Origin of the sequence: Qipengyuania sp. 902, assembly GCF_051195295.1 — a bacterium.
Lineage (GTDB): Bacteria > Pseudomonadota > Alphaproteobacteria > Sphingomonadales > Sphingomonadaceae > Qipengyuania.
In genome coordinates this window covers 681,239-703,462 of record NZ_JBNJLJ010000002.1, presented here as the reverse complement: position 1 = coordinate 703,462, position 22,224 = coordinate 681,239, and the positions used below count along the sequence as shown (strand labels likewise).

The following is a 22,224-nucleotide window of genomic DNA, read 5'->3' as shown; positions in this document are numbered from 1 at the left end:
CCTCGGCAACATCACTCCGCCGCCAGCAATTCCTCCGCCGCGCCCAGATCGACGCTGACGAGGCGGCTGACGCCTTTTTCGATCATCGTCACGCCGAACAGGCGGTGCATGCGGCTCATGGTCACGGCATTGTGAGTGACGATCAGATAGCGCGTGTCAGTCTCGCGCGTCATTGCGTCGAGCAGGTCGCAGAAGCGGTCGATATTCGCATCGTCGAGCGGCGCGTCGACCTCGTCCAGCACGCAAATCGGCGCGGGATTGGTCAGAAACAGCGCGAAGATCAGCGCGGTCGCCGTCAGCGCCTGTTCTCCGCCCGACAGCAGGGTGAGCGACTGCAGGCGCTTGCCCGGCGGCTGAGCGAAAATTTCCAGCCCGGCCTCGAGCGGATCGTCGCTGTCAATCAGCGCGAGATGTGCCTCGCCGCCTTCGAACAGGCGGGTGAAGAGGCGCTGGAAGTGGTCGTTGACCTGTTCGAACGCAGCACGCAGCCGCTCGCGCCCCTCGCGGTTGAGGCTGCCGATAGAGCCGCGCAACCGGCTGACGGCTTCGCGCAATTCTTCCTGCTCGGCGGAATTGGCGCCGTGCTCGCTCTCGATCCGTTCGAGTTCTTCGGCGGCGACGAGGTTTACCGGTCCGATCCGCTCGCGGCTGGCGGTGAGGCGGTCCATCTCCTCGCTCTCGGCCTCGGCGCTGGCGATGGCGGTTTCGTCGAAGGCGAAGCGTTCGGGCAGCAGCGGGGGCGGGCACTGGAAGCGCTCGCCGGAGATGCGCGCCATTTCGATGCGGCGGCCATCCTGGTTTTCAGCACGCGCGGCGAGGCCGGCGCGGTTCTCGCGCGCTTCGGCGAGCGCCTCGTTGGCCTGCGCGAAGGCCCGGTCCGCTTCTTGCGCGACGGCATTCGCAGCGGTGACGGCTTTCTCCGCCTCGGCCAGTTCTGCGCCGAGGCGCTCGCGGAGCTGGTCGCCCTGTTCGATCTCGCGCATGAGCCCCTCGGGCTTGGCAGCAGTGACGGCGCGCTCCTGCGCAATCTCCTCGGCGCGTATTTCCATGTCGGAGAGTCGGCGCGCCGCATCGCCGCTGCGGGCTTGCCAGTTCGCCATGTCGCTGCGCTGCGCCGAAGCCCGCTCGCGCGCCACCGCCAGCGACTGGTCGTGCGCGGCAAGCTCGGCAGCGCGCGCCTGCAGGGTCGAGCGGGCCGCTTCGTTCTGCGCGCGCGAGGCCTCCAGCGAGGCGCGTCCCGCCTGCGGGTCGGGCAGGGCATCACGCTTGGCTTCGGCTGCGGTGAGGTCTGCCTTCGCCGATGCGATCTGCTCGCCGTGCTCGGCCTCGTTGCGTTCGAGTTCTTCCAGTCGCGCCGCCAACCGCTCGCGCGCCGCCTCGGCCTGGTCGAGAGCCCGGAGCGCCTGCCGCTCCGCATCGGCACTGGCGGCTAGCTCCCGTTCGGCGGCCACCAGATCGCGTTGCAACTGGCTCAATTCATCGCTCGCCGCATCAAGCGAGGATTGCGCCGTTTTCGCGGCTTCGCGCAGTTCGGGCAGGCGCGCTTTCAGTTCGGCGAAGCGGTTCTCGGCCTCCAGCCGCGCCGCCTCGGCAGAGCCTTCGCCCCGAACGACCAGCCCGTCCCACCGCCGCAAGCTGCCGCCCAGCGTGACCAGCGCATGGCCGGGGGCGAGCGTCCGCCCGTCGTCGGTTTCCGCCACATGAACCAATGCCAGCCGCGCGCGCAATTCGTCGGGGCATCGCTCGACGTGGTCGGAAAGGCTGTCGTCTACCGCTGCGGGAGCATCGGCACCGGTCCAGTATCGCCCCTCGGCATCGCCATCGGGTGAGCCGAGCAGCGCCTTGCCATCGCGCCCCAAAGCCGCCGCGACCGCGCGTTCGTAGCCCTTGGCCGCCTTCACGCCGTCGATCGCCTGTTGCCGGCCGCTACGCTTTTCGGCAGCGCGTTGGCGCGCTTCGCGGTCGCGCTGCAGTGCATCGTATTCGCGCTGGACGCCGGAGAGTTCGGCCTTCGCTTCGGCGAGGGCGGAGGAGACCTCGTCGCGCTCGGCCTGAAGCTCGCTCTTACGCGCCTGCATCGTATCCAGCGCCTCGCGCTGCTGTGCCAATTCGGACTCGGCCTGCGCCAGTGCCGCCTTCGCCGCATCGACATCGGCGTAGGGGTTCTCGCCCGCCAGTGCTTCGCGCTGCTGCGCCATGCGCCGCCCTTCGGCCTCGACCCGGTCCAGCCGCGCGCGCGCCTGCGCGATCTCGGCCTCGGCAACGCGCCATTCGGCCTCGACGCCGGCATTGTCCGCCGTCGCCTTGGCCAGCGCGAGTTCGGCGGCGCGGCTGTCGCGCTCGGCCCGCTCCGCCGCGCGGTCGAGGGCGGGGCGCTTGGCCTCGTCGTCGGCGAGAGTCTTCTCGACCGCGGCCAGATCGCGTTCGAGCCGCGAAAGCGCTTCGGCGGCATCCTTGGTCAGCCGGTCGGCTTCGCCGCGATCCGCCTCCAGCCGCGCCGTCTGCCGGTCGAGATCGGCGAGGCGCTGTTCGGCGGCTTCGAGCTGTGTGGTGAGTGCAGCCATGCGGTGGCCGTGTGCGCTGGCATCATCGCGCCGGTCGGCCTGCTCCTCGCGCGCTTCGGCCAAAGCCTCCGCCGCCGCACGCTGGGCCTTTTGCGCGTCGTCCGCCGTAGTCTGGGCTGTGGCGACCCGCGCATCGGCCTCGCGTGCCGCCGTCTTGGCTTCGTCCGCGGCGGTCGCCGCATCGCGCCAGCGGGCGAAGACCAGCCGGGCCTCGGCAGTCTTGATCTGGTCGGAAAGCGTCTTGTAGCGCTCCGCCTGCTTCGCCTGCCGCCGCAGCGAGGCGATCTGGCTGTCGAGGCTTGCCATGATATCCTCGAGCCGCTCGAGATTGGTTTCGGTCTGGCGCAGCTTGCTTTCGGCATCGCGGCGGCGAACGTGAAGCCCTGCGATCCCCGCAGCCTCTTCCAGCATCTGGCGGCGTTCGGTGGGCTTGGCAGCGATCACCTGCGCGATCTTGCCCTGGCTGACGAGGGCCGGACTATGCGCCCCGGTCGCGGCATCGGCGAAGATCAGCGCGATATCCTTGGCGCGAACATCGCCGCCGTTTAGGCGATAGGCCGAACCCGCACCGCGCTCGATCCGGCGGACGACTTCCATCTCGTCGCCATCGTCGTCCGCGCCCTGCAGCACAACCTCGGCGAAGTCGCGCGGCGGGCGGCTTTGCGTGCCGGCGAAGATTACATCCTCCATCCCGCCCGAGCGCATGGACTTGGGCGAGTTTTCGCCCATCACCCAGCGGATCGCTTCGAGCAGGTTGGACTTGCCGCAGCCGTTTGGGCCGACGACCCCGGTCAGGCCGGGTTCGATATGCAGGGTGGCGGGTTCGACGAAGCTCTTGAAGCCGCTGAGCCTGAGCTTCGTAATTTCCATCCCCGCCCCCGCGCTGCCGCGCCTTACCTGGCGCCGGCGCGCTGGAGGATCGGCTCCAGCGCAGCCCAGGTGTTGGCGTCCGCTGCCGTGCCGTTGATGAGGAAGGTCGGCGTGCCGGTGATGTTCAACTCGTTGGACTGACGGGTCGAGTTATCGGCGATGGTCGTATAAGCCTGCTCGTCGGCGAGGCATTCGCGCGCCTGATCCTCGCTCAGCCCGCGCGCTGCGAAGAAATCGTAAAAGCCGCCGACTTCAGCCAGCCGTACGAGGCGCTGCTCGGGCGGCAGGTTGAGCGACTGCTCCACCGCGGCCTGGTTTTCGAAGATGGGTCCGAGCACCTGCTGCTGGTTGGCGAACACCTGGTCCGACAGCGGGATGAAGGCCTCATCCGCCGTGCAGCGCACCAGCGTCGCGAGCGCAAGGTCGTGCGGTCCGTGGATCTGGTTGCGCAGCTCGAAGCTGACGCGGCCCGAGTTCACATATTCGCTGATCAGCGGCTCCATACCCTCGGCGGCGAAGCGCGCACAGGTAGGGCAGGTCAGCGAGGCGTATTCGACCAGCTTGATCGGCGCATCCGGATTGCCGATCATGTAGCCATCCATGTCGGTAACCGTGACCGTGTCGCTCCACTGGGTGCCTTCGGGCGCGGGGACGGCCGCGACAGCCTCGCCTTCGATCTCCCCACCGGTATCGGCAGCGTCCGAACCGCAGGCGGCCAGCGCCAAGGCGAGAGGGGCAGCGAGGGCGAAACGAAACGTCTTGGTCATGAATATCCTCATTGTCGGTAAAGCGGAGGCTAGATCAGGCGAAACCGCCAGGGAAAGGCGGGGCAGGGGGTATCCACAAGGCTTTCCCCCGAAAACCGCGCCGAAATGCGTTCAGAGCGCCTTGTCGAGCTGCGGCTGGAGGTCTTCCCAGGCATGGGTGCCGTCCAGCAGCTCGCCATTGAGCATGAAACTGGGCGTGCCGCTGATCCCGTGCGCCTCGATATCGGCGCGCGATCCTTCGGCCAGCGCATTGGCCTTGGCTTCATCGGCAAGGCACTTGTCCGCCGCGACGCGCGAATAGCCGCGTGCTTCCATGATGTCGTAGAAATCGAGATCGCTGGCGATTGCCTGGAAGCGCGCACCGAGCGAGCCGAACTGCCAGCGGGCACGCTGCGCCTGCGTGGTCTTGCGCGCCTTGGCCATCCATGTATCGTGACGCGCCATGAAGGCTTCGTGATTGCCGGGGAATTTCTTCGCCTCGCCGCAATGGGTCAGCAGCACGGCGGTAAGGTCCACCGGATCGCGGACAAGATGGCGGATTTCGAAGCTCATCCGCCCGCTGGGCACATATAGCAGCTTGAGCGCCGCATCACCGGTGCGCGAGAAACTGGCACAGTGGGAGCAGGTGTAGCTCATGTACTCGACCAGCTTGGTCTCGGCCTTCGGATTGCCGAGCAAATGGCCGCCGGATGTTTCCGCGACCATGCCGGCCCAGTTGCCGCCCTTGACCGGCAGGCCGCCCTGAGCGCTGGCGCCGAGCGCGAATGTGCTCGCCGCTGCCACCAGAAAGCCTGCGAAAAGCGATGTTTTCCTGCTCACGTGTCGTCTTGTCCCTCGTTGTGCGACCCGAGGCCGCGCGCGAGCGATTCAAGCACCGTGCGCAGTTCGGGATCGCCAATATCGCGCAGACTGTCGCCAAGTTCCATCGGAATCGGCTTGAGCGACGGCGGCGCTTTCGGTTTGTCCTTCGCAGGGGGCGCCTGAACCGCACCTTGCCGCAGCTTGATCCGGGCGACCGCGCGGTAGCCGAAGAAACGGTTCACCCGCTCGATGATGTCGGGCAGGATCTGCTGGATCAGCGGCGCATGGGCAGGCAGGACGACCAGGTGCATGATCCCTTCGGACTTCTCGCCCGGCGGGAAGCGGATCATCTCCGGCGTGCAGACGCGCGAATGCGTATCCCCGACGATCTCCGGCCAGCGGCTGACGACCGAGCTCTGTACGAAGCCGAAGCGGCGAAAGGCGCTGCGCCCGATCTGCGGCATGAGGTCGCTGATCGGCTTCGCCCCGCCGCCCCGCGGGCGGGTGTAGGTCTTCGGTTTTTTTCCGCCTACCGCTGCGCTGCTTGATGCGTGCGGCTTTTTAGCGCCCGTTTTGCTGTCGTCCCGTTCCATTGCACCTGCCGCAATGCCATATGCGCGGCGTGGCCGCCACTGTCTCCGAAATTTTGCTCGACTGGTACGATCGCCATGCGCGCGACCTGCCGTGGCGCGCACCGCCCGGAACGCCCGCGCCCGAGCCTTTTCGTGTCTGGCTGTCGGAGGTGATGCTCCAGCAAACTACGGTGGCTGCCGTGAAGCCTTACTTTGCCGCCTTCACCAAGCGGTGGCCGACGGTCGAAGCGCTGGCAGCTGCGCCGGAGGAAGACGTCATGGCGGCATGGGCGGGGCTGGGCTATTATTCGCGCGCCCGCAATCTGGTGAAATGCGCCCGCGCAGTGGCGGACATGGGAGCTTTCCCGTCCAGCGAGAAGGAACTGCGCAAGCTGCCCGGTTTGGGCGACTACACCGCCGCCGCCGTCGCCGCGATCGCCTTCGGTAAGCGCGCAGTGGTGGTCGATGCCAATGTGGAACGGGTGGTTGCGCGGCTGTTCGCCACCGACGAGCCCCTGCCCGGCGCGCGCAAGGCGATCCGGGCGAAGGCCGATACGATCACGCCGGACGAGCGCGCGGGCGATTTCGCGCAGGCAATGATGGATTTGGGGTCGTCGATCTGCACGGCGCGTGACCCGAAGTGCCTGCTGTGCCCGCTGGCGGACCAATGCGAAGGCAGGAAGGCCGGCGATCCTGCCCGCTTGCCGGTGAAGGCGCCCAAGAAGGCCAAGCCGTTACGCAAGGGCCGCGCGTGGTGGGTCGAGCGCGACGATGCGGTCTGGCTCGTGCGACGTGAAGGCACCGGGATGCTCGGTGGGATGCGCGCACTGCCCGACGATGGCTGGGGCGCGCGCGGCGACGGGGAAGGCGGACCGGATGGGGAACCGCTCGGCCTCGTGCGTCACGGCTTCACGCATTTCGACCTCGAACTCTCGGTTCAGAGGCACGATGAGCCGCTGGGTGAGGGCGAGTGGTGGCCGCTCGAAACGCTCGACGAGGCCGGCCTGCCGACCCTGTTCGCCAAGGCCGCGCGGCTGGCGCTCGCCTAGAGTATCCCGCCGCCGAGGCTCAGCCGGATGACGGCGACCAGCAGCACGATTAGGTTGAAGTTGCGCCCCGAATTGCTCGACGAAAGCTGCCCCACGATGATGCCGATCACGATCAGCGGCAAGGCGAGCCAGTTGGCCCAGCCGAGGAAGGGGATGGTCGCCGGAATGACGATGACGAGCGAGACGAGTCCGAAGAGGAACGAGAGGATGTTCAGCATGTGTCTTATATGGTTAGCACAGCGCTTATAATCAAGCGTTTCAATTCGCAATTGACCGTTCAGCTATGGTCCCGCACATAGCCGGGCGACCCCACCGGAGAGGACTTTCATGGCATATCGCGAATTTGACACCCCGCAGATTTCCCGCCGCTCGCTGCTGCGCGGCGGTGCCTGGCTGACCGCGAGCGCCGCGCTGGCGAGCGTGCCGATGGGGCGCCAGGCGTTTGCACGCACTCCGGCTGCAACGTGGACGAATGTCGAGGCGATGGTCGACAAATATGTCGGTTCGCGCAAGGTCGCGAACATAGTTGCGACGCTCGGCTGGGGCCAGCGCGATCCGCTTACCATTGCGCGCGGTACGCTGGCGCTTGGCGGTCCGACCAAGGTCGATCCCGACAGCCTCTATCGTATCTATTCGATGACCAAGCCGGTGACCGGCATGGCCGCCATGATGCTGGTGGACGAAGGCCGCCTGGGCCTCGACCAGCCGATCGCCGAACTGCTGCCCGCCTATGCCAATATCCAGGTGCAGAAGACCTATGACGGCTCGATCGAGGAGGTCGTCCCGGCGGAGCGGCCGATCACGGTGCGCCATCTGCTCACCCACACGGCGGGCCTCGGCTACGGCATCGTCCAGAAGGGTCCGATTACCAAGGCTTACGAGCAGCGCGGCCTCGTTCCCGGGCAGGTCAGCCGCATGCCGATCCCCGGCATCGGGCGTGCGCAGGCGGTGGAAGGTCTCGATGTGTTCGCAGACCGGCTCGCCGAACTGCCGCTGGTCCTCCAGCCCGGCACCAAATGGAGCTATTCGGTCGGCCTCGACCTGATGGGCCGCGTGATCGAAGTCGCCAGCGGCATGGCGTTCGATGCTTTCCTGAAAGAGCGGATCTTCGAGCCGACCGGGATGGACAGCACCTTCTTTACCGTGCCGGAAAGCGAGGTAGACCGCTTCACCACCAATTACGGCATTCTCAACAATACACCGTTGCCGATCGATCCGGCCAGGGCGTCGATCTATCTCGACAAGCCGGCTTTCCCCTTCGGCGGGGCGGGGCTCGTCTCCTCCAGCCGCGATTACGATCGCTTCCTGCGGATGCTGCTGGGCTACGGCGCGATCGACGGCAAGCGCGTGATGAGTGAGGCGGCGGTCAGGCTCGGCACATCGAACCTGCTGCCCGACACCGCGACGACCGAGAACACCTGGGTCGAAGGACAGGGCTTCGGTGCAGGGGGGCGCGTGTCGGACGGCAGCTACGGCTGGGGCGGCGCGGCCGGCACGGTCGGCTTCGTCAATTTCGCCGCCGGGCTTCGGGGCACGCTGATGACGCAGTACATGCCGTCCGAAGCCTATCCGATCCATGCGGAGTTCCCCAAGGCCGTGATGGCCGATCTCGCCGCCATGCAGGCGGCACGGCAGGGAGCGGGAGAGGCGCTTTGATCGCCTTCACCGGCTCGCGCCTCGACCGGGCGGATGATGTCCGCGCCGATCCGGAGCGGCTGGCAGGGTACATGAACTGGAAGGCGCGACTGCTCGCGCTCGACGGATTGATGCCCGCACTCGACGACGAGGGGCGGCTTGGCTGGGGCACGCTGGCCGACGCGCCAGAGGATGCCGAGCTGTGTTTTCTCGGCCTCGACGAGGGTAAGGCCTGCTTCGCCGCAGTTCCGCCGCGAGGCGATTCCCGGCCGCGCATGGCGAACCCGCAGCTCTGGTCGCTGATGGCGACGCTCTCGACCGACGACCTCGCGCTCTACGGCGGCGCGCGCAGCCTGACCGACTGGCACGCCCGCCATCGCTTCTGCGCGCAATGCGGCGGCGATACCAAGCTCGCCAAGGGCGGCTGGCAGCGCGACTGCAGCAGTTGTGGTGCTAGCCATTTCCCGCGCACCGATCCGGTCACCATCATGCTGGTCGAGTTCGAGGGGCATCTGATGCTCGGCCGCGGGCTCGGCTGGCCGGAGGGTAGCTTCTCCGCGCTCGCCGGCTTCGTCGAACCGGGCGAAAGTATTGAGGAAGCGGTCGCCCGCGAGGTGCTGGAAGAAGCGGGCATTGAGGTGCGCGACGTCAGCTATATTGCCAGCCAGCCCTGGCCGTTCCCCAGCCAGCTGATGATCGGCTGCCACAGCCATACCGACAGCGACGATCTCACCATAGACGAAACCGAGATGGCGGAGATCGAATTCTTCACCCGCGCCGATGTCGAGGCGGCGCTTGCCGGCAACGGCCCGTTCCGCTGCCCGCCGCGCCATGCTATTGCGCATCACCTGATGGAATGGTGGGTAAAGCAATGAGCGAACCGAGAACCCTGCGGATCGATATCTGGTCCGACGTGATGTGCCCCTGGTGCCTGGTCGGCTGGGGCAATCTGCAAAAGGGTCTCGAGCAGCTGGATGGCGAGATCGAGGCGGACATTCGCTGGCATGCGTTCGAGCTCAACCCGGATATGCCCGCCGAAGGCGAAGAGCGCACCGCGCATATCGCGCGCAAATACGGCTCGACGCCGGAGCAGTCGCGTACCGTGCAGGGCCGCATGCGCGAAGCTGCGGAGACGGCGGGCGTCTCGCTCGATTACGAGGGCTCCGATCCGGCGCCCGAGGCAATGATGTGGAACACCTTCGCTGCGCACAAGCTGCTGACTTGGGCGGGCGAGGAGCACGGTCCTGGGAAGCAGACCGAACTGAAGCTCGCGCTGTTCAAGGCGCATTTCAACGAGCGTCGTAATATCGGCGAGGAACCGGTGCTGCTCGACGTTTCTGAGAGCGTCGGGCTGGACCGCGCGGCGGCCGAAGCGGCGCTCGCCAGCGAGGAAATCGCCCACAAGACCCGCGCCGAAGAACGTGCGGCCTGGGATCTCAACATCTCCGGTGTGCCCGCGATGATCGTGGAGAACAAGTTCATGATCCCCGGCGCGCAGCCGCCCGAAGCCTATGTAAACGCTCTGCGGCGCGTTGCGGAAAAGGTGCCCGCCTGAACGAAAACGCCCCACCGGTCCGGCGGGGCGCTTGTCTTCGAATTGTCCGGCTGATCAGCCGCGCGAATCCTGCATCGCGGCAAGGGTCTTGTCGCCCTTCTTCGCATCCTGCTGCGGATTGTCGGAGCCGACTTCGGGCTCGCGATTGGCGGGATCCTTGGCGCTGTTCTCTTCGCCCCGCTTGCCGACACGGCGATTGACTTCACCGCCTGCGGAACCCTGATGGCTCGGCGTGGGGTTTTCGGTCAGTTCGTCGATATAGTCGTTGTCGGGATGCTTGGATTGACGTTCGGGCATGTGTATCTCCTTCACTGAACCAATGGTCGGGAAGGGCGGCTAGTTCCGCAGAGAAACGCGCGGGATGAAGCCCGAAACGACGATGGCGCCACCCGAGGGGGCAGCGCCATCGAATTGCATTGGCTTGTCGCCGGTGGTTAGCAGTTGCCTTCCACACCGTCGGCGCAATCGCCCACGGATTCGACGTCTTCGCCGATACCGTCGACGGTATTGCAGGCCGACAGCAGCGCGGCGGCGCCGAATGCGAAAATGGTCAGGACACGTTTTTTCATTGTCATACTCCCCTGGCGCCGGGCGAAATTGTCCGGGCGACGGGCAATCAACAACTTATCGAGTAAGCCGTTCCAACGGAGTGGCAGACAGGGCCTTAGATCAAGCCGAGCCGTTCCAGCTTTCCGGCGAGCTTGCCGGGCAGGGCGTCGCCTATATCCTCACCCTCTTCCAGATCGCGCGGCGGTTCGCCCTTGAGGTAGCGCCAGCCCTGATGGGCGCGCTTGGGGCGCGGGTAGACGCGGACGAGTTCGGGCTTCAGGTCGATCGACCAGCGTCCGGTTTTAGTCTCGCTGAAGCCGAGAATTTCGCTCCGCGCGACGATGCTGTGCTGGTGGATCCAGTAGAGCGAGCCGCCGATGCACTGTTCCCACTTGGTCGGGCGATAGCGGGTGGTCAGGTTCGGGCTGCGCCGCTGTGCGTACCAGCTTTCGATATCGTCATAGGACTGCGCGCCGAAAGCGATCTTGGTCAGGTGTAGCGGCATGGGGAGGATGTAGGGCGCGCGCCAGCCAAGTCAAACCACCCCCAGCGCGACCGCCAGACCGAGGAAGGCGAAGAAGCCCATCGAGTCCGTGATCATCGTCACGAACACGCTGCTCGCCACCGCCGGATCCTGGTCGAGCCGTTCGAAGGCCACCGGGACTAGCACGCCCGCAAGGCCTGCCACCGCCACGTTGATCACCATGGCAAGGGCGATGACCACGCCCAGCAGCGGCGTGAAGAACGCGGCCGTAGCAGCGCCGATCAGCACGGCGATGGTCGCGCCGTTGAGCAGGGCCACGCGCATCTCGCGCCATAGGATGCGCCGCGTGTTGCTGCGGGTCAGCTGGTTGGTGGCAATGGCGCGCACCGTCACGGCCATGGTCTGCGTGCCCGCATTACCGCCGATGCTCGCGACGATCGGCATCAGCACGGCCAGCGCGACCAGTTTCTCGATCGCTGCGCCGAACAGCGCGATGATCAGCGAGGCGACCAGTGCCGTGCCGAGGTTCGCGATCAGCCAGCGCACGCGCGCCGAATAAGCCTCGCGGATCGGCTCGTTGATGTCGCCTTCGCCCGCGCCGCTCATCAGCAGGGCGTCCTCGCCCGCTTCTTCGGAGATGATGTGGACCACGTCGTCCACCGTCATCTGGCCGACCAGCCGCCCGTCGTCGTCCACCACGGCGGCACTGATGAGGTTGTACTTCTGGAACATCAGCCCGACCTCTTCCTGGTCGAGCATGACGGGGATCAGCGTCTGGTCGCGCTTCATCACGTCGGCCAATGCGATGGCGCGCGGGGCGCGCAGCACCCAGCTGAGCGCGCAGGTGCCGACCGGGTGGTGCTTCTCGTCCACCACGAATATCTCGTAGAACTCGTCCGGCAGCTCGCGCCCGTCGCGCAGATAATCGATCAGGTCGCCGACGGTCAGGTGTTCCGGCACCGCCACGAGGTCGCGGCTCATCAGGCGGCCGGCGGTTTCCTCAGGATAGGAGAGGGCGGACTGGATCGCGATCCGGTCTTCCAGCTCGACCTCGGCCAGGATGGCGCGCTGGTCGGCCTCGTCGAGATCCTCGATCAGCTGGACGGCGTCGTCGGTTTCCAGCTGGTCGACGATCTGCGCCACCGCTTCGGGCGGCAGGCCTTCCATCATGTCCTCGCGGACGTAGTCGTTGAGCTCCGCGACCACGTCCGACGTCATCAGATCGGTGATGGCCTCGGCGAGCTGGTAGCGTTCCTCGCGCTCGAACAGCTCCAGAAGGTCGGCGATGTCGGCGGGGTGGAGCGGTTCGACGAGGTCGTAGACGCGCGCCGTGTCGCCTTCTTCCAGCGCTTCCTCGACGCTTTCGACATATTCCTTCTTGAGCGTGTTTTCCTCGTCCATCCGCTCGTCGTCGATGCGGTCGTCCGGGCGCGCCTCCTCCTCCGGCTCGCGCGCCAGCAGGAAACCGTCTTCGTCGAGGGGGCGGTCGCTCTCGCTCATGCGCTCGCTCTAGGCACAGGCTACCGAAAAGCAAGCCGTGACACTGCCGTGTAAACTGCTACGGACCCACACACAGAACCCCATCCGTTCGGGCTGAGCTTGTCGAAGCCCTGTCCTTCTACTTTCCGCTTCGTGCCAAAAGTGAAGAACGGCCCTTCGACAAGCTCAGGGCGAACGGAAAGATTGATTGGAGACAAGAGCAATGGCCGAAACACTGACCTTCACCCTCGACACCGGCGACGGCGAGAACAAGGACGTAGTGATCAAGCTGCGCCCCGACCTCGCGCCGAACCATGTCGAGCGCATCACGACGCTCGCCAACGAAGGCTTCTACGACGGCGTGGTCTTCCACCGCGTGATCCCCGGCTTCATGGCGCAGGGCGGCGATCCGACCGGCACCGGCATGTCCGGCAGCGACAAGCCCGACCTCAAGGCCGAATTCAACAGCGAACCGCATACCCGCGGCACCTGCTCGATGGCCCGCACCCAGGTGCCCGACAGCGCCAACAGCCAGTTTTTCATCTGCTTCGACGACGCCGAGTTCCTTGACGGCCAGTACACCGTCTGGGGCCAGGTCGAGAGCGGCATGGAACACGTCGACGCGCTCCCCAAGGGCGAGCCGCCGGCAAACCCGGGCAAAATCGTGAAGGCGACTGTTGGCTAATGAGCGAGGGCTCTCCGCGACCGCCGACGATGGTTCGGGCCTTCGAGGTGGTTTCGATCATCTCGTTAGCTTTGGCCGTCATATTCGGCGGCGCGGCAGATATCGGAGGCGCTCTCTTTCAGATAGGAATGTTAGTACTCATTCTGCTCGTAAGTCGCGGCGGTTATGCGTGGGCGAGATGGCTTATGCTTATATTGCTCTTTTTCGGGTTTCTGATGATCGCCGCCACGATGTTATGGCAGCCAGACCTTTATCGAGAAGCCTATTGGGGTGGCTCGTTCCTTGAGCAAGCAGCAACCGCGCTCTTATACGTCCTGGCTTTCGCACAAGTCTGGCTACTATTAAGGCCGGAAATGGGAGCATGGATCAGGAGCAGGGCTTCTGTCCGCACCGCTGCGAATTAAATGCCTTCCCTACGATTGATGATAAACCCCTTCTTATGAAACCGACCACCTCCCCCAAAACCTACAGGGTCAAGAGCTTCGGCTGCCAGATGAACGTCTATGACGGCGAGCGCATGGCCGAGATGCTGGGCGAGCGCGGCATCGTGCCTGCGCCCGAGGGGGAGGAGGCCGACCTCGTCGTGCTCAACACCTGCCACATTCGCGAGAAGGCGGCGGAGAAGGTCTATTCGGACATCGGCCGCCTGACCAAGGCGGGGCGCGAGGCAGGGAAGGAACCGCTGATCGCGGTCGCGGGCTGCGTCGCGCAGGCCGAGGGCGAGGAGATCATGAAGCGCTCTCCGGCGGTCAGCATGGTCGTCGGCCCGCAGGCCTATCACCGCCTGCCCGAAATGCTCGACAGGGCGGTTCAGGGCGAGCGGGCGACGGACACCGACATGCCCGCCATCGCCAAGTTTGCTGCTTTGCCGGAGCGCCGCCGCACCAACCCGGCGAGCTTCCTCACCGTGCAGGAAGGCTGCGACAAGTTCTGCACCTATTGCGTGGTGCCCTATACGCGCGGCGCGGAAATCAGCCGTCCCTATGCCGACCTCGTCACCGAGGCGAAGAAGCTGGTCGATGCAGGCGCGAAAGAAATCACGCTGCTCGGCCAGAATGTCTCGGCTTGGGGCGGCGAGGACGAGAAAGGCCACCGCGTCGGTCTCGCAGGCCTGATCCACGACCTTGCGAAGGTCGAGGGCCTCGCGCGCATCCGCTACACCACCAGCCACCCCGCCGACATGGACGGCGATCTGATCGCCGCACATGGCGAGATCGAGAAGCTGATGCCCTTCCTCCACCTGCCGGTGCAGGCGGGCAGCGACCGTGTCCTGAAGGCCATGAATCGCAGCCACACGGCGGAAAGCTATCTCAAGCTGCTCGACCGTTTCCGCGCCGCGCGGCCCGACCTCGCGCTGTCGGGCGATTTCATCGTCGGCTTCCCCGGCGAGACCGATGCCGAGTTCGCAGAAACGCTCGCGCTGGTGGACGAGGTCCGATACGCGCAGGCCTTCAGCTTCAAATATTCGCCCCGTCCCGGCACGCCCGCCGCGACTATGGACGGACAGGTCGCGAAAGAGGTCATGGACGACCGCCTCCAGCGCCTCCAGGCCGCGCTCAACCGCGACCAGCTGGCCTTCAACGAGGCGAGTGTCGGGCGCACGTGCGAAGTCCTCGTCGAGCGCAAGGGCAAGCACGCGGGCCAGTGGCTGGGCAAGACCCCATGGCTGCAAAGCGCCTGGTTCGAAGGCGATGCGGCGATCGGCGACCTCGTGCAGGTCGAACTGCTCGAGGCGGGCCCGAACTCGCTCAGCGCCAAGCTGCGCGAAACCGTCGCCGCCTGAGCTTCTGCCAGCGCGTCAATCCTTCGCGCGGATCACCTTCTTGCGATATTCGGACCAGGCTGCATCGTGGATCTGCTCGCCGCGCGCCGTGCGCGGCAGACGATAGAGCGCTTCGAGATAGGCCCAGTCGAATTCGGTCATTTCCTGCGGCGCTGCGTTGGCGTCGAGGAAGAGCGACAGGATCGTCGGCGTAGCATCCGGACTGTCGGAGGCCATGTCGTCGATCGAGGCGAAGCTGCGCATGGAGGCAAAATCCGCCAGCTGCTGCAGCGTCTTGCCCGGCACCAGCGCGCGTTCCATCAGCACGACCGAGCCGATCATGTCCATGCGGATCTGCTGGGTCATGCGGGTGGCGTTGAAGGGATCGCCCGCCTTGACCTGACGCGGCGGATCGCCGACCTCGATCACGGCCAGCTGCTTGCCGTCGACCTCTCTCTCTTCGGTCGAATGCCACGCATGCGCCCCGCCGCTGCCGCGCAGGATCCGGTCGTATTCGTAATCGAGCAGCGTGGAAAACAGCCACGGCGCATCCTTGCGCAGCTGCTTCACTTCCTCGGGGCCGTCGTCCACGAAGGCGACCAGCGTGTTGACCTGGCATCCTTCGCCGGCAATCGCGATGTCGAGCCGCCGGGCATTGGCCTCGATCCGGTCGATCAGCACCCCGGCATAGGCGGGGTCCATGCCCATCACGCCGACGCAGATCTGGCCGTATTGGCGGGCCAGCGGCTTGTCGACGCGGGGCCGGCGGGTGATCGCCCGGGTCATGCCCTCGACCCGCTCCATCGCCTCCTGCTCGCGTTCGCCGGTCACGATGATGACTTCTTCGGCAGGATCGGCGTCCTGCGCCATCAGGGGGGCGGCGCTGGACAGACCAAGCGCGATGGCGGAGGAGATCATGAGCTTTTTCATGGCGCCTGTTCCAGTATTTCCACCGCAGAAAGCCAAACCGTTTTCGGCAGATGCCCCAGCCGTTCGACCAACGACTTGCGCAACCGATCAACGCACAGCTGGATGACATCGGTATTACTATCCACCATCCGGAGGGGGCCTCCAGCTTGCGCGCGCCATAATCGGGCCTACATTTCCGACTCACACACGAAAGGAGCGCATGGCCCGTAAACCCGCACCGAAGGACGCCAGGTCCTTCACCCCGCCGCCCAGTCCGCAGCGCGAGGTTCGCCGCGCGCAGGTCGATATCAGCTTCGACAACCAGAGCCTGCTCGGCGCGCTGTTCGGCCAGTTCGATGCGAACCTGGTGCAGGTGGAAAACCGGCTCGGCGTGTTCATCTCGGCCCGCGGCAACCAGCTCCATATCGAAGGCCCGGAAGACAGCGTCGCCCGCGCGCGCGATGTGCTGAAGGCGATGTACGACCGGCTGGCCATCGGGCAGGAGCTCGACGGCGGCGCGATCGAAGCGCTGATCGCCATGTCGGACGAACCCACGCTCGACGGGATCGTCGATGCCGAACCAGGCAAGGGCAAGAACGCCCCGCCGATCATGATCCGCACACGGCGCAAGACCATCGTTCCGCGCAGCGCGATGCAGGCGACCTACATGCGCAGCCTCGTGCGCGACGACATCATCTTCGCCCTCGGCCCGGCGGGTACCGGCAAGACCTATCTCGCCGTGGCGCAGGCGGTGGCGCAGCTGATCACCGGCAGCGTGCAGCGGCTGATCCTCAGTCGTCCGGCGGTGGAGGCGGGCGAGAAGCTCGGCTTTCTGCCCGGCGACATGAAGGAAAAGGTCGATCCCTATCTGCGGCCGCTTTACGATGCGCTCTACGATTGCATGCCGCCCGAACAGGTCGAGCGGCGGCTGGCGAGCGGCGAGATCGAAATCGCGCCCATTGCCTTCATGCGCGGACGCACTCTGGCCGATGCCTTCGTGATCCTCGACGAGGCGCAGAACACGACGCGCGAGCAGATGAAGATGTTCCTCACCCGCTTCGGTCAGAACAGCCGCATGGTCATCTGCGGCGACCCGAACCAGGTCGACATCCCCGGCGGCGGCGGCATGAGCGGCCTCGCCGATGCGGTCGGCAAGCTGGAGGGGTTGGAAGGCTTCGGCACGATCCGGTTTACGGCAGCCGATGTGGTGCGCCACCCGATCGTGGGGCGGATCGTCGAGGCGTATGAGGGGCCCGGAGGGTAAGGCAGCAAGTGTCCGCTAACGACCCGATTGCGGACACGGGCGTCCTCCGGCATATCGCGCTTGGGGGCAATCACATGTCAAATCCGTGGGCTCGCGATCGCGCGACGTTTTTTTTACTTGGCATTCGGGCTTGGCGGACTCGCAGTGGTCACATTGGGCTTCGGCGTAACTTATGCCCTGCCGATGGTGCGGCGCACATTTGCCGCCCCATGGTTCGTACATCTTCACGGCGCAGTCGCCTTTGCGTGGATTGTGTTGATAATTGCACAGAGCGTGCTCGTCAGAGCGCAGCGAACACCGCTGCATCGAAAGCTCGGACAAAGCGCGCTTCCGCTTGCGGTACTTGTCTGGTGGAGCGGTATCGCAACCGCGCTGTGGGCGGCGCAGCGGGACTTTGGCGAGCAAGGGTCAGCCGCAACATCATCGCTGGCGGGGACTGTTTCGGGGCTTTCCCTTTACCTCATGCTGGCAATTACTGCGCTCTGGTTTCGGCGAAGAGCAGATTGGCACAAGCGACTGATGATGCTGGCTACGATCCAACTGTTGTGGCCCGCATTCTTTCGCTTGCGACATTTATTCCCCGCCCTCCCTTACCCCGACATCTCCCTCGGGCTGGTGATGGCCTACTCGCCGATCATTGTAGCAGCTGTGCGCGATCAGCTGCGCTATGGGAAAATTCATCCAGTGTGGTTGATCGTGGGGCCTGCCCTCGTGATTGAGCAATGTTTGGAGTTTGCTTTCTTCGATCGTGGACCGCTGAAGCATTTCGGATGGTGGCTCTACCACCACTCAATGTAGCTGCTGAGCTAACGTCCGTTTCCCACCCAAAAGCAGACGCCAGCAGTCGCTTTCCTACCTTCGGATGCTCCGCTAGATGGCGCGGATGGCTTACGGTTTCCTCTGCACGCTTCCACCAGTTTGCATCCCGCGAAGGGAAGGCAGGTATTTCCGCTCTGGACAGTGTAACATGCGGTCCATGTCTCGGAGTTCGGCAGGCTGATGGACCTCGATATCGCAATGGACGGGTGGCCCGCGGCGCTTGACTGGGAGGGCCTTGCCGGGCGCGTGGTCGCGGCGGCAGCCGGGGTGGAGCCAGTCCTAGCGAGCGAGCGCCTCACCGCATCGCTCCTCTTCACCACCGACGAGCAGGTCCACGACCTCAACCGCGAATGGCGCGGCAAGGACAAGCCGACCAATGTGCTCAGCTTCCCCATGCTGGAACGCGACGAGTTGCTCGCGCTCGCGCCCGAGGGCCCGCCCGAAATGCTCGGCGATATTGCGCTTGCCCACGAAACATGCGCGCGCGAGGCGGCGGAGAAGGGCGTCAGCCTCGAACACCACACCGCCCATCTGATCGTCCACGGCCTGCTCCATCTCGCCGGGCACGACCATGTCGATAGCGACGCGCAGGCCGAGGCCATGGAAGCGCTCGAGATCGCCGCTCTTGCAAAAATGGGCATCGCCGACCCATATGGGGATCGCAACTGATGGGAGCGCATTGTTAGGGCCATGCCCGATTCGTCATCACCCGCCGGAGACGCGGAGAGTAGAAGCGGGCTGTGGCTCGCAATCCGGAAAATGTTCGATCCCGACGGCGGCGAGCGCAGCCTGCGCGCGCAGCTGGAAGAAGCTATCGACGAGCACGAGGACGAGAACGGCGAGGACGAGCCCGAGCATAGCGGCACGGGCGATCTCTCGCAGGTCGAGCGCCAAATGCTGCGCAACCTGCTGCACTTCTCCGAACACGATGCCGACGACGTCGCCGTGCCGCGCGGCGAGATCGTCGCCATGAACGCGACGGCCAGCTGGGACGAGCTGGTCGAGACCTTCGCCGAACACGGCCATTCGCGCATGCCCGTCTATCGCGACCAGCTCGACCATGTGATCGGAATGGTCCATCTGAAAGACGTGTTTCCCTATCTGGCGCGCGGAGACGAACCGCCGGCGGACTGGACCGTGCTGATGCGCCAGCCGCTCTACGTGCCGCAGACGCGCAATGCGCTCGATGTGCTGGCCGACATGCGCGCCCAGCGCATGCACCTGGCCATCGTGGTGGACGAATTCTCCGGCACCGACGGGATCATCACGATCGAGGATCTGGTCGAGGAAATCGTCGGCGAGATCGAGGACGAGCACGACGACGCGCCCGAGGAATGGATCGTGCCGATCGGCGCCGGAATGTGGGATTGTGACGCGCGCGCCGAGCTGGACGATGTGGCCGAGCAGGTCGATCCCGCGCTCGCCGAGGTCGAGGAATCTGTCGATACGCTGGGCGGGCTCGCCTTCGTGCTGGCCGAGCAAGTCCCGCAGGTCGGCACGGTGGTCGCGCATCCAAGCGGCTGGCGGATCGAGGTTACCGATGGCGACGAGACGCACGTGAAGCGCCTGCGCCTGCACGAGCCTGCCGGCGAGGACGAGGGCCAAAGCGACTGACCGCATTGTTGCACGAATTCGCACATTCGCCCTCGACAGTTGCGCGTCCCGTCCATAGCTAGCAAGCATCATGGCAACCCGGCGACTTCCCCCCCTGCGTGCGCTCGAAGCCTTCGTGCGCACCGTCCGGCTGGGTTCCGCCCGGGCGGCTGCGGAGGAACTGGGCCTCAGCCCTTCGGCCCTGTCGCGGCGGATCGGAAACCTCGAGGAATTCGTCGGCAAGAAGCTGTTCACGCGTGCACGGCAGTCGATGCAGCTGACCGATGATGGCCATGCGTTCTACGAAGCGGTAAATCCGCAGCTGGAGGCCCTTGCGCGGGCGGTGGAGAGCCAGTCCGACAATCTCTCGCTGCTCCGTTTGCGCCTTGGCGTGCTGCCGCTGTTCGGCACACAGCGCCTGTTCCCCAAGCTCGGCGAGTTGCGCGCGCGCCACCCGCTGTTGCACATCGATATCGATACGGGCGCGCATCTCGAGGATCGGGTCGGCGATTTGCTCGATGCGGCCATCATCCTGTCGCGCGGGCCGGGGCGGGGCCTGCACGCCGTGCGACTGGACTACAACAAGGTCCATGCGATCTGCAGCCGCGGATTGCAGGAAAAGCTGGGCGATGATCCGGATCAGGAAGCTCTCGCCAAGCAGACCTTCCTGATTCACAACGAACTGTCCGAAAGCTTCGTCGCCTGGCGGCAGGAGATCGGCATGCCCGATCTGGAGCCTGCGGCAATCGATCACTTCGATTCAGGGCAGATCATGCTGGAAGCGGCTGCGCAGGGCCTCGGCATTGCGATCATGCATGACGATCACTTGCGCCGCGCGCACGACAACCGGCTCGCCCGCCTGTTCGATGTCGATGTGGAAAGCCCCTACAGCTACTGGTTCGTGTGCAAGCCGACCGCTCTGGAAGAGCGCCCCGTGCGCCTGTTCCACGACTGGCTGATCGGCGCCGAACTCTAAGTGGCGTCGGCGGTGCCGTCCTTGGGGCGATAGCACACCGCATCGACGACATGCTGGAAATCGCGCAGTGGCCTGCCGAGTGCGGCAACCAGCGCTTCCTCGATCTCCTCGCGCGCCTTGGCGGCGATCGCCTTGCGTCCGCGATGGTCCTCCGGACTGAACGGCTCGAGGTAATTGATGCGTAGTGGGAAGGTACCCTTGCGTGCCATGACCCGCATTGCATTGTGCAATCCGCTTTCGTCGCCGACCCAGCCAATTTCCTCGGCATTCTCGCCATAGTCGAGCATCACGGGCTGGACGAGGACACCGGGCGGCGGCGGCTCCAGCACCGACAGCATAGAGGATTTGAATGGCAGCAGCGACTGTCCGTCCGTCACCGTGCCCTCAGGAAAGACCGTGACCGACCAATTGTCCTGCAGCGCTTCCTTCAGCGCGTTGATTTGTTCGGCCACGCCCAAGCGGTTCTCGCGCTTGACGAACACCGTGCGATTGAGCCGACACAGCCAGCCGATCACCGGCACCTCGGCCAGTTCCTGCTTGGCGACGAAGGCCGTCCCGCTGGCACCGGCAGAGGCGAGTATGTCGACCCACGACAGGTGATTGGAGATGAAGAAAACGTCCCGCCGCAGCGGCGTGCCTACGATAGTGACCCGCGCCCCGATTACTCGCGCCGTGTAGCGCAGGAACAGCATGGGGAAGGGCGAACCATAGGCGAAAATGCGGTAGAGATAGTGCAGCGGCACGAACACGATCAGCAGCGCGAGTATGCCGAGCGCCCGTAACGTGAACCGCACCCAACCGGTGGCCGTCAGCGGTACTTTTTCTCCGCGCGCGGCGGCCAGCCGACGCTCGGTATAGCGCGCTAGGCGTCGCTCAGCTTTCGCGGTCGAGCCGGACGCCATAGAGTTCCAGGCGATGGTCGACGAGGCGATAACCGAGCTTCTCGGCGATCTGCTTCTGCAGCGCCTCGATCTCGGGGTCGACGAATTCGATGACCTTACCCGTTTCCACGTCGATCAGGTGATCGTGATGAGCCTCGGGCGCCGCTTCGTAGCGGGCGCGGCCATCGCCGAAATCGTGGCGGTCGAGGATCCCGGCCTCTTCGAACAGGCGCACGGTGCGATAGACCGTCGCGATCGAAATGCCGGAATCGATCTTGTTGGCGCGCTCGTGGAGCAGTTCGACATCGGGATGGTCGTCGCTTTCCGACAGGACGCGCGCGATAACCCGCCGCTGTTCGGTAATGCGCAGGCCCTTGTCGGCACACAATTGCTCGAGATCGATTTTCTGGTGCATTTGCTTCCCGATTGAAAAACGCCCCGTACCCTTATCGGGCCGGGGCGTCTTCCTCAAGGCGAACCGAAGGGCTTTATGCGCTCTTCTTCTTGCGACCGCGCTTCTGGCCGGGCTTGCGGCCAAGGCCGATCTTTACCGCAAGGTCGCGGCGGGTGGCGGCATAGTCCGGCGCGACCATCGGATAATCGGCCGACAGTCCCCAACGCGCACGATAGTCTTCCGGCGTCATGTCATGCTCGGTCGACAAGTGCCGTTTGAGCATTTTCATCTTCTTGCCGCAGTCGAGGCAGACGAGATGGTCCTTCTTTACCGAAGAACGGACCGAAACAGCGGGATCGGGAGTGGGTTCGGCGGCGGAGCCTGCGCCGTCGAGGCCGGAAAGGGCTGAATAGACATTGGAAATAAGCGTCGGCACGTCCTCGACGGCCACGCTATTGTTGCTCACGTGTGCAGCGACAATATCCGAGGTCAGCGTGATCAGCGTTTCGGTCATGTCGGTTTCGATAGTGTCCATTCGGCAAGGCTCCCTTCAGCCTGTCTTTCTTGATGTGACCCTTTGATAAGCAACATTGTATAAAATCGACAAGAGAAGTAA

General features: G+C 65.1%; 24 protein-coding genes. 11 read left to right on the top strand and 13 right to left on the bottom strand.

From position 1 onward, the window contains the following. Positions 1-11: 11 nt before the first annotated feature. The 4 genes from smc to ACSH0F_RS08530 all read right to left on the bottom strand — a co-directional run bounded on the left by smc (position 12) and on the right by ACSH0F_RS08530 (position 5,595). On the bottom strand, positions 12-3,434 hold the full coding sequence (gene smc / locus ACSH0F_RS08545; RefSeq protein WP_435201793.1) for a chromosome segregation protein SMC: 3,423 nt from the start codon (positions 3,432-3,434) through the stop codon (positions 12-14). A gap of 23 nt (positions 3,435-3,457) precedes the next feature. Further along, on the bottom strand, positions 3,458-4,201 hold the full coding sequence (locus ACSH0F_RS08540; RefSeq protein WP_435201791.1) for a thioredoxin domain-containing protein: 744 nt from the start codon (positions 4,199-4,201) through the stop codon (positions 3,458-3,460). A gap of 111 nt (positions 4,202-4,312) precedes the next feature. Next, on the bottom strand, positions 4,313-5,020 hold the full coding sequence (locus tag ACSH0F_RS08535; RefSeq protein WP_435201789.1) for a DsbA family protein: 708 nt from the start codon (positions 5,018-5,020) through the stop codon (positions 4,313-4,315). Then, on the bottom strand, positions 5,017-5,595 hold the full coding sequence (locus tag ACSH0F_RS08530) for a DUF721 domain-containing protein (RefSeq protein WP_435201787.1): 579 nt from the start codon (positions 5,593-5,595) through the stop codon (positions 5,017-5,019). Before ACSH0F_RS08530 ends, ACSH0F_RS08535 begins: the two co-directional genes overlap by 4 nt. 20 nt (positions 5,596-5,615) lie before the next feature. On the opposite strand from ACSH0F_RS08530, the gene ACSH0F_RS08525 reads away from it, so the two are divergent. Beyond that, positions 5,616-6,623: an A/G-specific adenine glycosylase gene (locus tag ACSH0F_RS08525; protein WP_435201785.1), complete on the top strand. Its 1,008-nt coding sequence runs from the start codon at positions 5,616-5,618 to the stop codon at positions 6,621-6,623. On the opposite strand, the gene ACSH0F_RS08520 is transcribed toward ACSH0F_RS08525, so the two are convergent. Beyond that, on the bottom strand, positions 6,620-6,841 hold the full coding sequence (locus tag ACSH0F_RS08520) for a hypothetical protein (protein ID WP_435201783.1): 222 nt from the start codon (positions 6,839-6,841) through the stop codon (positions 6,620-6,622). The two genes, ACSH0F_RS08525 and ACSH0F_RS08520, sit on opposite strands and share 4 nt — an antisense overlap. Positions 6,842-6,950: 109 nt before the next feature. On the opposite strand from ACSH0F_RS08520, the gene ACSH0F_RS08515 reads away from it, so the two are divergent. The 3 genes from ACSH0F_RS08515 (at position 6,951) to ACSH0F_RS08505 (ending at position 9,813) form a co-directional block, all read left to right on the top strand. Beyond that, positions 6,951-8,279: a serine hydrolase domain-containing protein gene (locus ACSH0F_RS08515; protein WP_435201781.1), complete on the top strand. Its 1,329-nt coding sequence runs from the start codon at positions 6,951-6,953 to the stop codon at positions 8,277-8,279. Positions 8,280-8,350: 71 nt separating this feature from the next. Beyond that, entirely contained in the window at positions 8,351-9,133 is a 783-nt protein-coding gene (gene nudC, locus ACSH0F_RS08510; protein WP_435202200.1) for an NAD(+) diphosphatase, read from the top strand. Continuing rightward, on the top strand, positions 9,130-9,813 hold the full coding sequence (locus ACSH0F_RS08505) for a DsbA family oxidoreductase (protein ID WP_435201779.1): 684 nt from the start codon (positions 9,130-9,132) through the stop codon (positions 9,811-9,813). Before nudC ends, ACSH0F_RS08505 begins: the two co-directional genes overlap by 4 nt. A gap of 54 nt (positions 9,814-9,867) precedes the next feature. Here ACSH0F_RS08505 and ACSH0F_RS08500 read toward each other — a convergent pair whose 3' ends face one another. The 4 genes from ACSH0F_RS08500 to mgtE all read right to left on the bottom strand — a co-directional run bounded on the left by ACSH0F_RS08500 (position 9,868) and on the right by mgtE (position 12,346). After that, positions 9,868-10,110, bottom strand: a complete 243-nt coding sequence (locus ACSH0F_RS08500; protein WP_435201777.1) for a hypothetical protein — start codon at positions 10,108-10,110, stop codon at positions 9,868-9,870. A gap of 137 nt (positions 10,111-10,247) precedes the next feature. After that, entirely contained in the window at positions 10,248-10,382 is a 135-nt protein-coding gene (locus ACSH0F_RS08495; protein ID WP_278328199.1) for an Entericidin EcnA/B family protein, read from the bottom strand. 95 nt (positions 10,383-10,477) lie between these two features. After that, complete coding sequence (locus tag ACSH0F_RS08490; RefSeq protein WP_305933006.1) at positions 10,478-10,867, bottom strand: DUF1489 family protein; 390 nt, start codon at positions 10,865-10,867, stop codon at positions 10,478-10,480. A gap of 30 nt (positions 10,868-10,897) precedes the next feature. After that, on the bottom strand, positions 10,898-12,346 hold the full coding sequence (gene mgtE, locus ACSH0F_RS08485) for a magnesium transporter (RefSeq protein WP_435201774.1): 1,449 nt from the start codon (positions 12,344-12,346) through the stop codon (positions 10,898-10,900). Positions 12,347-12,548: 202 nt separating this feature from the next. Between mgtE and ACSH0F_RS08480 the strand changes: the two genes are divergently transcribed. Both ACSH0F_RS08480 and miaB read left to right on the top strand, forming a co-directional pair. Beyond that, the gene (locus ACSH0F_RS08480) at positions 12,549-13,010 is read left to right on the top strand and encodes a peptidylprolyl isomerase (protein WP_435201772.1); all 462 of its coding nucleotides are present in this window, start codon (positions 12,549-12,551) and stop codon (positions 13,008-13,010) included. Positions 13,011-13,449: 439 nt separating this feature from the next. After that, positions 13,450-14,793, top strand: coding sequence for a tRNA (N6-isopentenyl adenosine(37)-C2)-methylthiotransferase MiaB (miaB, locus tag ACSH0F_RS08475; protein ID WP_435201770.1), 1,344 nt, complete (start codon positions 13,450-13,452; stop codon positions 14,791-14,793). 15 nt (positions 14,794-14,808) lie between these two features. On the opposite strand, the gene ACSH0F_RS08470 is transcribed toward miaB, so the two are convergent. Beyond that, entirely contained in the window at positions 14,809-15,702 is an 894-nt protein-coding gene (locus ACSH0F_RS08470) for a hypothetical protein (RefSeq protein ID WP_435201768.1), read from the bottom strand. Between the two features lie 199 nt (positions 15,703-15,901). Here ACSH0F_RS08470 and ACSH0F_RS08465 point away from each other — a divergent pair, with 199 nt between their 5' ends. The 5 genes from ACSH0F_RS08465 to ACSH0F_RS08445 all read left to right on the top strand — a co-directional run bounded on the left by ACSH0F_RS08465 (position 15,902) and on the right by ACSH0F_RS08445 (position 20,333). Next, a complete protein-coding gene (locus ACSH0F_RS08465; RefSeq protein ID WP_435201766.1) occupies positions 15,902-16,945 on the top strand; it encodes a PhoH family protein in 1,044 nt (347 codons plus the stop codon). Positions 16,946-17,062: 117 nt separating this feature from the next. Continuing rightward, entirely contained in the window at positions 17,063-17,743 is a 681-nt protein-coding gene (locus tag ACSH0F_RS08460; RefSeq protein ID WP_435201764.1) for a hypothetical protein, read from the top strand. A 201-nt stretch (positions 17,744-17,944) separates the two neighbouring features. Then, complete coding sequence (gene ybeY / locus ACSH0F_RS08455; protein ID WP_435201762.1) at positions 17,945-18,433, top strand: rRNA maturation RNase YbeY; 489 nt, start codon at positions 17,945-17,947, stop codon at positions 18,431-18,433. Between the two features lie 21 nt (positions 18,434-18,454). Next, positions 18,455-19,378, top strand: a complete 924-nt coding sequence (locus ACSH0F_RS08450) for a hemolysin family protein (RefSeq protein WP_435201760.1) — start codon at positions 18,455-18,457, stop codon at positions 19,376-19,378. Between the two features lie 70 nt (positions 19,379-19,448). Further along, entirely contained in the window at positions 19,449-20,333 is an 885-nt protein-coding gene (locus tag ACSH0F_RS08445) for a LysR substrate-binding domain-containing protein (protein WP_435201758.1), read from the top strand. Here ACSH0F_RS08445 and ACSH0F_RS08440 read toward each other — a convergent pair. From ACSH0F_RS08440 to ACSH0F_RS08430, 3 genes are all read right to left on the bottom strand, one after another. Further along, positions 20,330-21,235: a lysophospholipid acyltransferase family protein gene (locus ACSH0F_RS08440; RefSeq protein WP_435201756.1), complete on the bottom strand. Its 906-nt coding sequence runs from the start codon at positions 21,233-21,235 to the stop codon at positions 20,330-20,332. The genes ACSH0F_RS08445 and ACSH0F_RS08440 overlap by 4 nt on opposite strands. Then, positions 21,207-21,629, bottom strand: coding sequence for a Fur family transcriptional regulator (locus tag ACSH0F_RS08435; RefSeq protein WP_221587950.1), 423 nt, complete (start codon positions 21,627-21,629; stop codon positions 21,207-21,209). The genes ACSH0F_RS08440 and ACSH0F_RS08435 overlap by 29 nt, the downstream gene beginning before the upstream one ends. Positions 21,630-21,702: 73 nt before the next feature. Beyond that, positions 21,703-22,143, bottom strand: a complete 441-nt coding sequence (locus tag ACSH0F_RS08430) for a MucR family transcriptional regulator (RefSeq protein WP_278328212.1) — start codon at positions 22,141-22,143, stop codon at positions 21,703-21,705. Positions 22,144-22,224: the final 81 nt, after the last annotated feature.